Genomic DNA, 8,450 nt, shown 5'->3' on the forward strand with positions numbered 1-8,450 from the left:
CTCCAGACATCCCCTCGCGGGTTTGCCCTTGCCGTCGGCTAGTAGTTCTATTGGTCCAAGAGGACACTACAGGTACTCCTACAGGGGACTTTCACCCCATCAGTTCATGCCCATGCCGGGCGTACACAATGGGCTCAACCCGACCGCATACTGCGCCGTCGAACTGAGCAAAGCCGTCAAGGACTGTGCAGGGCGCAGTATGCCGCGGGTTAGCCATACGTTAGAGGGAGATCACGTTGGAGGGCGTGTGCCTGGCTGCGGCGCACATCCAGCTCAAGCGCATGGCACAAGGTAACAAAGCAGTACCATAGAGCACCCGCGAACGCGTCGGGACAGTTCGTTTGGGTTTGTGCCGCTCGGCCTCATGTGAATTGCGGTCAACAAACCCATCAGGAGTCGACCCAACGATGAAGTTCATCTATCCAAGCCTCGCGCTGGTTCTCATCGTCGCCGCCAGCATCGCCGGCAGCGTCGCCGCGGACGAGATGTCGCCCAAAGGGCGGCCGCATTTCGAGGGCAAGCAGGCCGAGACCTTTGCCGAGGCCCTGACCAACTTCGAGACCGCGAACGAGCAGCTCGAGGAATATCTTGAAGAGGATTCGCTCGAGCCAGCCGATCTCGCCCACATCCACGAGCTGACCTACACCCTCGAGAACGCGCTCGAGATGATCCGCTCAGAGCTGAGCGACCTGGCCATCACCCTGGAAGAGGTCCATCTCGGCTCCGAGCGAGGCGACACCGAGATCGTGCTCGAGGCCGGCCGCAACTACCTCTCGGTGACCGAGCAGTTCGACGACTGATCCGTTACCAGCCTGTCGCGACCCTCCCTCGATGGGCGCGACAGACGCTCGTTCCACCGGGCGCAACCGCCGATCATCAGCCTACGGGCAGCGCCGTGCGCTCAACCACCTGGCGCAACACGAAGCTCGAGTGGACACCGGACACGCCGTCGATGCGTGTGATCTTGTGCAGCAGCAGGTCTTGATAAGCCTCCATGTCGCGAACGATGATCTTGAGCTGGTAGTCGGCGTCGCGGCCGGTGACCAGTGAGCACTCGAGCACCTCGGGCAGTGCCGAGACGGTCGCATCGAAGTTCGCGAAGCGCTCCGGTGTGTGCCGGTCCATCGAGATGTTGACGAACGCGATCAGGCTCAGCCCGAGCTTCTTGGCATCGACCAGCGCCCGATAACCGGCGATGATGCCGGCCTCCTCCAGCGCCCGCACCCGGCGCAGGCACGGCGACGGTGACAGGCCGATGCGGTCGGCCAGCTCTTGGTTGCTGATGCGGCCGTCCGCTTGTAGGACCTCGAGGATGTGGCGGTCGTAGCGGTCGAGTTTCATGGGTCCGTCGTGCAGCGCACGTCAGCGCGAGACCTCCCTCAGCTCCGGGACAACGCGGCCGATGCGGCGAAAATCCTCGTCATCGTGCAACAGAATCAGCCCATGCTCCAACGCCATCTGAGCGATCAGACAATCGTTAGAGGAGCGCACCGTGATGCCCTGGCGCCGACAATCGAAGTACATCTGTGCCGCAGCGATCGTACTCCGGATCGGATCCCTCGGCAGATGGATTGGTTGGGTCTCGAAGTAGCTGCGGTACTGGTTGAAGCGCCGCTGATCGGTGGTCCCTTGCAGGATCTCTTGCAGCACCGCCGTGCAAGTCCCGATTTCGATGCCGATTGCCAACAGCGCCTTCAAGCGCTCGACCGCCGCTGTCGGGCTTGCTCTGAAGAACCCGATCCACACCGAGGTATCGACCAGATACAAGGTCAGGCATCCCCGGCGCGAGCAGCCTTGTAATCGTACTCGGCATCGATCCCGTCACTGCCGTACAGGTCCATCAGGTCTTTGCGCTTGTGGCGCGCGACGAACTCGCGCAGCGCACGGTCGACCAGCTCACGCTTGGTTCGGATGTTGGAGACAGCCAACGCCTCTTCGACGAGCCCATCGTCGAGCACGATATTGGTGCGCATCGTCATACACCTCCTTATGTGTATCCTAGGCTGGCAAGACGCTCGTTACAAGTCCATCCCTTCCGAGCCCGCCGGCAGGACCAACCGTTATCGCCAAGCTGCTAATTGGCCAAGCTTTGTTGGCATAAGATTGCGCATTTAGCCCATGCGGCAAGCAAAATCGCAATCATCTGCGCAGCCGATTAGCCCATCCTATCAACCGTCGGCCACAAGCCGCAGCCACGAACATTCGGCGGGCAACGCCCACAAGGCACCGCCCGCCGCCGATCATCGGCAGCGCCGGAGCAGCGATCCTGACCCCGGCAGCGCGGTCGGCCGCTGCAACCCAGCCCGATCCGCCCAGCCCGATCCGCCCAGCTCGATCCGCCCAGCCTGATGCAGCGGGCTCACCGAGCCCGGAGCGATGACAACGCTCCGATCAACCCTGCTCGGCCGGCTGCGTCCGACAGGCCGGATCACTTGCAAGCAGCGCAGATCGCAAGCGCGCACCAAGACCTTCGCAACCCAACAAGAGGGATCGTTCGACATGCCCGCCCATCACGCCAAATACCGTCCCAGCAAGCCGGTGCAGCTGAGCGACCGCCGCTGGCCGGACCGGATCATCGAGCAGGCCCCGCGCTGGGCCAGCGTCGACCTGCGCGATGGCAACCAGGCCCTGCGCGCGCCGATGACCGTCGCGCAGAAGCAGCAGCTCTGGGCCTTGCTCGTCGACATCGGCGTCAAGGAGATCGAGGTCGGCTTCCCGTCGGCCAGCCAGCCCGACTATGACTTCGTGCGCTGGCTGATCGAGGAGCGCCGCATCCCCGAGGACGTGACCATCCAGGTACTGGTACAGGCCCGCGCCGACCTGATCGAGCGCACCTTCGCCGCGCTCGACGGCGTCCATCGCGCCATCGTCCATGTCTACAACTCGACCTCGCCGGTGCAGCGCGAGTGGGTGTTCGGCGCCGATCGCGCCGGGGTGAAGGCGATCGCGGTCCAGGGCGCCGAGCTGGTGCGCGACGAGGCGGCCAAGTATCCGGGCACCGACTGGACCTTCCAGTATTCGCCGGAGAGCTTCTCGCAGACCGAGCCCGACTATGCGGTCGAGGTCTGCAACGCGGTGCTCGATGTCTGGCGGCCGACACCGGACAACCCCTGCATCCTGAACCTGCCGGCGACGGTGGAATCGGCGAGCCCGAACGTCTTCGCCGACCAGGTCGAGTGGTTCTGCCGCCATCTCGAGCGGCGCGAGAGCGTCTGCGTCTCGCTGCACACCCACAACGATCGCGGCGGCGCCGCGGCCGCGGCCGAGCTCGGCCTGCTGGCCGGCGCCGACCGCATCGAGGGCACCTTGCTCGGCAATGGCGAGCGCACCGGCAACTGCGACCTGGTCACGCTGGCGATGAACCTCTACAGCCAGGGCGTCGACCCAAGGCTCGACCTCAGCGACCCGGACCGCATCATCGCGACCGTCGAGGAATGCACTGGGATCGCCTGCCATCCGCGCCACCCCTGGATCGGCGAGCTGGTCTACACCGCGTTCTCCGGCAGCCACCAGGATGCGATCAACAAGTCGCTGCATCATCAGCGCGCCGAGCACAACCGCGAGCTGCCCTGGCAGGTCGCCTATCTGCCGATCGACCCGCAGGACCTCGGGCGCAACTACGAGGCGGTGATCCGGGTCAACAGCCAGTCCGGCAAGGGCGGCATCGCCTTCGTGCTCGAGCGCGACTACGGGCTGCATCTGCCGCGCTGGGCGCAGGTGGAGCTGGCGCCGATCGTGCAGCGCGTCAGCGAGGAGCAGGGCGGCGTCATCGACTCGGCGCGCATCCGTGAGCTGTTCGATGCCCAGTTCATCCATGACCGCGCGCCGGCCCGGCTCGGCGGCTACCGGCTGAGCCGCAACGGACGCGATCGCATCGAGGCGACCATCACCGGCAGCGCCGGCGAGCAGCGCATCAGCGGCGACGGTGACGGCGCCATCGCCGCTTTCGCCGACGCCTGGGGCCGGACCTTCGGGCAGCAGGTCGATGTGCTCGACTACCGCGAGCACGCGATCGGCGCCGGCACCGATGCCGAGGCCGCGGCCTATGTGCAGCTCAAGATCGACGGCGAGGCCGTCGCCGGCGCCGCGATCGACCGCGACACCATCAGCGCCTCGCTCAAGGCGGTGATCTCGGCGCTGAACCGGGCCGCTGTCAGCGCCGCCAAGGCGACGAGGATGCCGCAGGTGGCCTGAGTATCGAGCTCGATCCGGCTCGAGTCGGCGGCGATTACGGCGCGGATTGCCGCGATGTAGCGGACGCCGAACTGCTAGCGGAGAGCTGCTAGCGACCTGGGGCACACGCGCAATCGACGTGCCGCCACATTGACTCGGCGCAACCGCTGCTGGCCAGCGCCCGGCGCTGAGCTGGTCGGTGGGCCGGGCAAAGGACCGAAGGAGCGTTCAGGTCGGCAATTGCGCCGCTGCGTGACGCAACCGCTCGACGAGCTCGAGAATCGCTGGGGTCTCGGCGCGCAGGCCATTCAGGATATCCACGATGCTGTCGGGGTCCGGATACTCATGGCCGACAGCATTACGCAGGCTGCGCAGGCGCTCCCACTCGGCCGTCGCACCGACGAGACCTTGCTTCTGCATCAGCGCGTGCAGCTCGAGGAAGCTTCCGTCGGCCTTCGGCTCCAACTGCGCCCGTGCGAGGGCGCGCATGGCCGGCGCAAGCAGGTTTTGGCAACGGGCATAGCGAACCGCGTAGGCATCCAGACGCTCCTGCTCGAGCGCTGGCAGCGCCGCCAGGCCAGCCGCCGAGAGCGGGAAGTGCTGAGCGAGCCCCGCATGGGTCATCTCCAGGCGCTCCGCGGCTTGGGTCAAGGCGTCCATGGTCTCGGCCAAGACCTGGCGGCGGAGCGTCATAGGCGCTGACCTTCCGCCCGAGCCTGCCGCATGAATGCCGTTGGCGGCGCGCGCCGAACGAGCACATCCACCGGCCGCCGCAGGGTCTGCTCGAGCTCGCGCTTGAGCGCCTGCCGCGCGAGAAACAGGTTGGCCGGTAGGGGATCAGTGGGCTCGACATAGAGGTCGACATCACCACCACGGGCCTGGTCATCGAGCATCGAGCCAAACAGCCAGATGCGGCTGCCTTGGCCGAAATGCGCGTCGACGGCGCCTCGGATCCGTTGGATCGCGTCAGCGTCGAGTCTCATCACGAACGCGCGCGGCCGCGTTTGGCATGTCGCAGTTCCCCGGGGGTCATCGACGCGAACGGCGCAAGCCGCAGCGACAGCGCCTCGCGTAGCGTCTGGAATGTCGTCAGCGGCACGACGTAACCGACTCGTTGGCAGCCGTCCACAGGTGCCGCGTCACGGGCGGAATCGTACATCGAATCATCTGACCTCATCACGCCGCGTCACTGCCGTGCGGCTCTGGTAGTCTGCCGCGCATGCCAAGATCGCCGCTCAACGCTCCCGCCGATGCCGATGCCCGCCTGTCGGAGGCCGTGGACGTATTGAGCGCCGGCGGCGTGGTTGCGATCCCGACCGAGACCGTCTATGGGCTCGGCGCCGATGCCGAGAATCCGGCCGCGGTGCGGCACATCTTCGCGATCAAGGGCCGCCCGGCGAATCATCCGCTGATCGTCCATCTCGCCGGCGCCGATCGGGTCGGCGATTGGTCCCCGCAGCCGTCGGCAGCCGCTATGGCATTGGCCGAGCGCTTCTGGCCCGGCCCGCTGACGCTGGTGCTGCCGCGCGCGGAGCGGGTGCCCGATGCGGTCACCGGCGGGCAGGACACGGTGGCGCTGCGCGCGCCCGATCACCCGCTAACGCTGGCGCTCCTCGAGCGCTTCGGCGGCGGCATCGCCGCGCCGTCGGCCAATCGCTTCGGCCGCATCAGCCCGACCACCGCGCAGCATGTGCGCGACGATCTCGGCGCTGCAGTCGATCTGGTTCTCGACGGCGGTCCCTGCCGGATCGGGCTCGAATCGACCATCGTCGCATTGATCGGGCCACGACCGCAGTTGTTGCGCCCAGGCGCGATCGGACCCGAGGCGTTGAGCGAGGTCATCGGCAAACCCGTAGACCCGCCTTTGAAGCACGCGGGCGCCAGTGAGGCGGCGGTCCGCACGCCGGGAGCACTCGCCGCACACTATGCGCCGCGCGCGCCCCTGGAGCTCATCCCCGCCGACGCACTGACGGGCCGGCTAAGCAAGCTGCTCGATCACGGCGAGCGGCCGGCCTGCCTGGGACTCGGTGAGCGGCCATCGCTACCGGCCGAGATCCCGTTCGCGCTGCTGCCGGCCGATGCCGCCGGCTATGGCGCCGGCCTCTACGCGGCGCTGCGCGCGCTCGATGCAGCCCGCCCTGATCGCATCCTGCTCGTCGCGCCGCCCGCCGGCGCGGACTGGCTCGCGGTCAACGACCGGCTGCGCCGCGCCGCGCACGGCAGCGGCCGCTGAACGGCGACACTGATTGATCGCCCATCCTTGCCAGATACCACCAGGAGCCGGAAACACGGTTTCGCGGCTACTGCATGCTTAAGGCGATTTCTGTCAAAGCTCATACCGCCTTGCTGGTCTTTTCGCTCGCCTTCTTCGTCGCGCCGCCGGTCACATAGCCCGGCTATGCTCCCGGCGACGCTCCTCGAAGGCAAACGAACATCCTGCGCCATTCGGTACGAGCTTTTCCGGCAATCGCCTAAGCGCTTCGGTACTCGAAAATGGCGGGACATCCGACCCTGCCCGGAAAGCGCCGGTCGACGAGCGCCTGCCAGGAGGCTACGCTGAGCCAGCAAACCTGCTGGCCGCTCAACTTGGCGGGGCCTCCCACCTCTCGCGCGAAGCGCTAACGCCTTCCGCGTTTCCGTCCAGCGTCTCGACATCGAGCGAGTCGCTATAGGTCTCGATGCCCAGCCGCTCGGCCACCTTCTGCGCGCGCGGATCGATCATCGGCGAGATCACCATCAGGCGGCTCGCCGTGCGCCCATGACGCTTCTCGTAGAAGCGCGCCTTGCGCTCGAAGCTGTACATGGCCGCCTTATCGATCGATGATTTCAACTCGCAGATGATCAGAAGCCCGTTCTTGATGATGACGTCGAGCTCGACCTGCTCCGGCCGGCCGAAGACCTCGCCCGCGTCGTCGTACTCGTTGATGTTCAGGACCTCGACGCCGAAGCTGCCTTCCAAGATCCCGGCCAAGGCGTTGCGGAAGGCGCGCTCCGACTGTAGCCCCCAGCGTGCACCCAGTGCGCCGAGCGTGCGATCGATGCGATGGTCGAGCGCCACGTTCTCCTCGCGCAGGCTGCGGATCTCGGCCCAGACCTCCTCCTCATGCTTTCGCCAGGCGCGGGTCTCTTCCTCCCACTTACGCTCGTTGGCTTCCCACTTGCGCTCTTGTGCCTCCCACTTACGCTCGTTGGTTTCCCACTTGCGCTCTTGCGCCTCCCACTTGAGCTCTTGTGCCTCCCACCTGCGGGATTGCTCCTCACGATCGCGCGCCAGCTCGGCGAGCATGGCCTCGAAACGCCCTTCCGTCTGTTGCTTGTCGGCAAACTCGTCCCGCGCCAACTCCAGCACGAAACGCCGGAACTCGGCATCGCCGCGTAACCACTGCGGTAGCTCGCGCTTGATTTGTTCCTTCAGCTGTTCGCTCAACATCGTCTGCTCCGTTCTCTCGGCTCGACCCTCTGATTCCGACTCCAATATCCGGCCAACATCACCGTCTGGGCGGCATGGACTGCTGTCTCACGGCCTAGCCCTGCAGATGCTCGTCGAGCCAAGCGCGGATCTGCACGCTCGAGCGCGAGCCGCTGAAGCGCCCGCGCTCCTCGCCATGCTGGAACAGGATCACGGTCGGGAAGCCGCGCAGACGGTAGTGGCCGGTGAGCCGCATGTTGTCGCCTTCGTCGACCTCGACCTTGGCCAGCTGGATCGCGCCGTCGAGCTCGTTGATCACGCGCGTCAGATGCGGCGCGAGCTGATGGCAGGGCGCGCACCAATCGGCCCAGAAGTCGACCAGTACCGGCCGCTCGTGCGAGGCCTGGAGCACGGCCGCATCGAAGGCGTCGTGATCGATGTCGACACAGTGCTCGCAGGGCGGATGGTCGGGCGGAAAGCGCATGGCCTCGGGTCTCCTCGCTTGGTCAGACGTTACTTTACCGCACCAGGGCTCGAGCACAGTCATTCCAGCCCTGGTGCGCGACCGCCAGCGCCTGCACTGCGGCCTCGTGCCACAGCCGGGCCGCTGTCATCCTGCCGGCGGCAAACGATCGTGACTCGCGACAGGAATCGACACCGACCCGGCAACGATGCCCGCAATGGCCAGCAATTCCCGCCGCAAAATATCTGCTTTAGAAACAATAAGTTGGCTTTGAGCCGAAAAAATCTTTCGTAAACTTTTGAAGCCGAATCAGTATACTGCCACGACCTTCTCAAGCTGCGAGGCAGGTATTGATGAGTGGTCCGTTCTCACGCCAGCACCTCAGCGTCGCGGGACTGCTGCGCG

Annotated in this window: 11 protein-coding genes; 3 read left to right on the forward strand and 8 right to left on the reverse strand. The window is 66.0% G+C overall.

All coding sequences use genetic code 11. The annotated features are described in order from the left end of the window. The first annotated feature begins 407 nt into the window (after nt 1–407). The gene (locus CKO40_RS22975; RefSeq protein ID WP_200348788.1) at nt 408–800 is read left to right on the forward strand and encodes a DUF6746 family protein; all 393 of its coding nucleotides are present in this window, start codon (nt 408–410) and stop codon (nt 798–800) included. 76 nt (nt 801–876) lie between these two features. Here the strand turns inward: CKO40_RS22975 and CKO40_RS22980 are convergent, their stop codons facing one another. Genes CKO40_RS22980 through CKO40_RS22990 form a run of 3 tightly spaced genes read right to left on the reverse strand, consistent with a single transcriptional unit; the run spans nt 877 to nt 1,973 of the window. Next, entirely contained in the window at nt 877–1,341 is a 465-nt protein-coding gene (locus CKO40_RS22980) for an Lrp/AsnC family transcriptional regulator (protein ID WP_200348789.1), read from the reverse strand. A 21-nt stretch (nt 1,342–1,362) separates the two neighbouring features. Continuing rightward, a complete protein-coding gene (vapC, locus tag CKO40_RS22985) occupies nt 1,363–1,767 on the reverse strand; it encodes a type II toxin-antitoxin system VapC family toxin (protein WP_200348790.1) in 405 nt (134 codons plus the stop codon). A 2-nt stretch (nt 1,768–1,769) separates the two neighbouring features. After that, nucleotides 1,770–1,973, reverse strand: coding sequence for a type II toxin-antitoxin system VapB family antitoxin (locus CKO40_RS22990; RefSeq protein WP_200348791.1), 204 nt, complete (start codon nt 1,971–1,973; stop codon nt 1,770–1,772). Nucleotides 1,974–2,499: 526 nt separating this feature from the next. Between CKO40_RS22990 and leuA the strand changes: the two genes are divergently transcribed. Next, nucleotides 2,500–4,194 carry a 2-isopropylmalate synthase gene (leuA, locus tag CKO40_RS22995; RefSeq protein ID WP_200348798.1) on the forward strand — a complete coding sequence of 565 codons (1,695 nt, stop codon included), beginning with the start codon at nt 2,500–2,502 and terminating at the stop codon, nt 4,192–4,194. Between the two features lie 207 nt (nt 4,195–4,401). On the opposite strand, the gene CKO40_RS23000 is transcribed toward leuA, so the two are convergent. Genes CKO40_RS23000 through CKO40_RS23010 form a run of 3 tightly spaced genes read right to left on the reverse strand, consistent with a single transcriptional unit; the run spans nt 4,402 to nt 5,332 of the window. Then, nucleotides 4,402–4,866: a hypothetical protein gene (locus tag CKO40_RS23000; RefSeq protein ID WP_200348792.1), complete on the reverse strand. Its 465-nt coding sequence runs from the start codon at nt 4,864–4,866 to the stop codon at nt 4,402–4,404. Continuing rightward, the gene (locus CKO40_RS23005) at nt 4,863–5,156 is read right to left on the reverse strand and encodes a nucleotidyltransferase domain-containing protein (protein WP_200348793.1); all 294 of its coding nucleotides are present in this window, start codon (nt 5,154–5,156) and stop codon (nt 4,863–4,865) included. The genes CKO40_RS23000 and CKO40_RS23005 overlap by 4 nt, the downstream gene beginning before the upstream one ends. After that, nucleotides 5,156–5,332 carry a hypothetical protein gene (locus CKO40_RS23010; protein ID WP_200348794.1) on the reverse strand — a complete coding sequence of 59 codons (177 nt, stop codon included), beginning with the start codon at nt 5,330–5,332 and terminating at the stop codon, nt 5,156–5,158. Before CKO40_RS23010 ends, CKO40_RS23005 begins: the two co-directional genes overlap by 1 nt. Before the next feature lie 60 nt (nt 5,333–5,392). Here CKO40_RS23010 and CKO40_RS23015 point away from each other — a divergent pair, with 60 nt between their 5' ends. Continuing rightward, complete coding sequence (locus CKO40_RS23015) at nt 5,393–6,406, forward strand: L-threonylcarbamoyladenylate synthase (RefSeq protein ID WP_200348795.1); 1,014 nt, start codon at nt 5,393–5,395, stop codon at nt 6,404–6,406. A gap of 348 nt (nt 6,407–6,754) precedes the next feature. On the opposite strand, the gene CKO40_RS23020 is transcribed toward CKO40_RS23015, so the two are convergent. Then, a complete protein-coding gene (locus CKO40_RS23020; RefSeq protein ID WP_200348796.1) occupies nt 6,755–7,603 on the reverse strand; it encodes a PD-(D/E)XK nuclease family protein in 849 nt (282 codons plus the stop codon). Nucleotides 7,604–7,697: 94 nt separating this feature from the next. Next, nucleotides 7,698–8,066, reverse strand: coding sequence for a thioredoxin family protein (locus CKO40_RS23025; protein WP_200348797.1), 369 nt, complete (start codon nt 8,064–8,066; stop codon nt 7,698–7,700). Between the last annotated feature and the right edge of the window lie 384 nt (nt 8,067–8,450).

The organism is Halochromatium glycolicum, from assembly GCF_016584085.1.
Taxonomy (GTDB): Bacteria; Pseudomonadota; Gammaproteobacteria; order Chromatiales; family Chromatiaceae; genus Lamprobacter; species Lamprobacter glycolicus.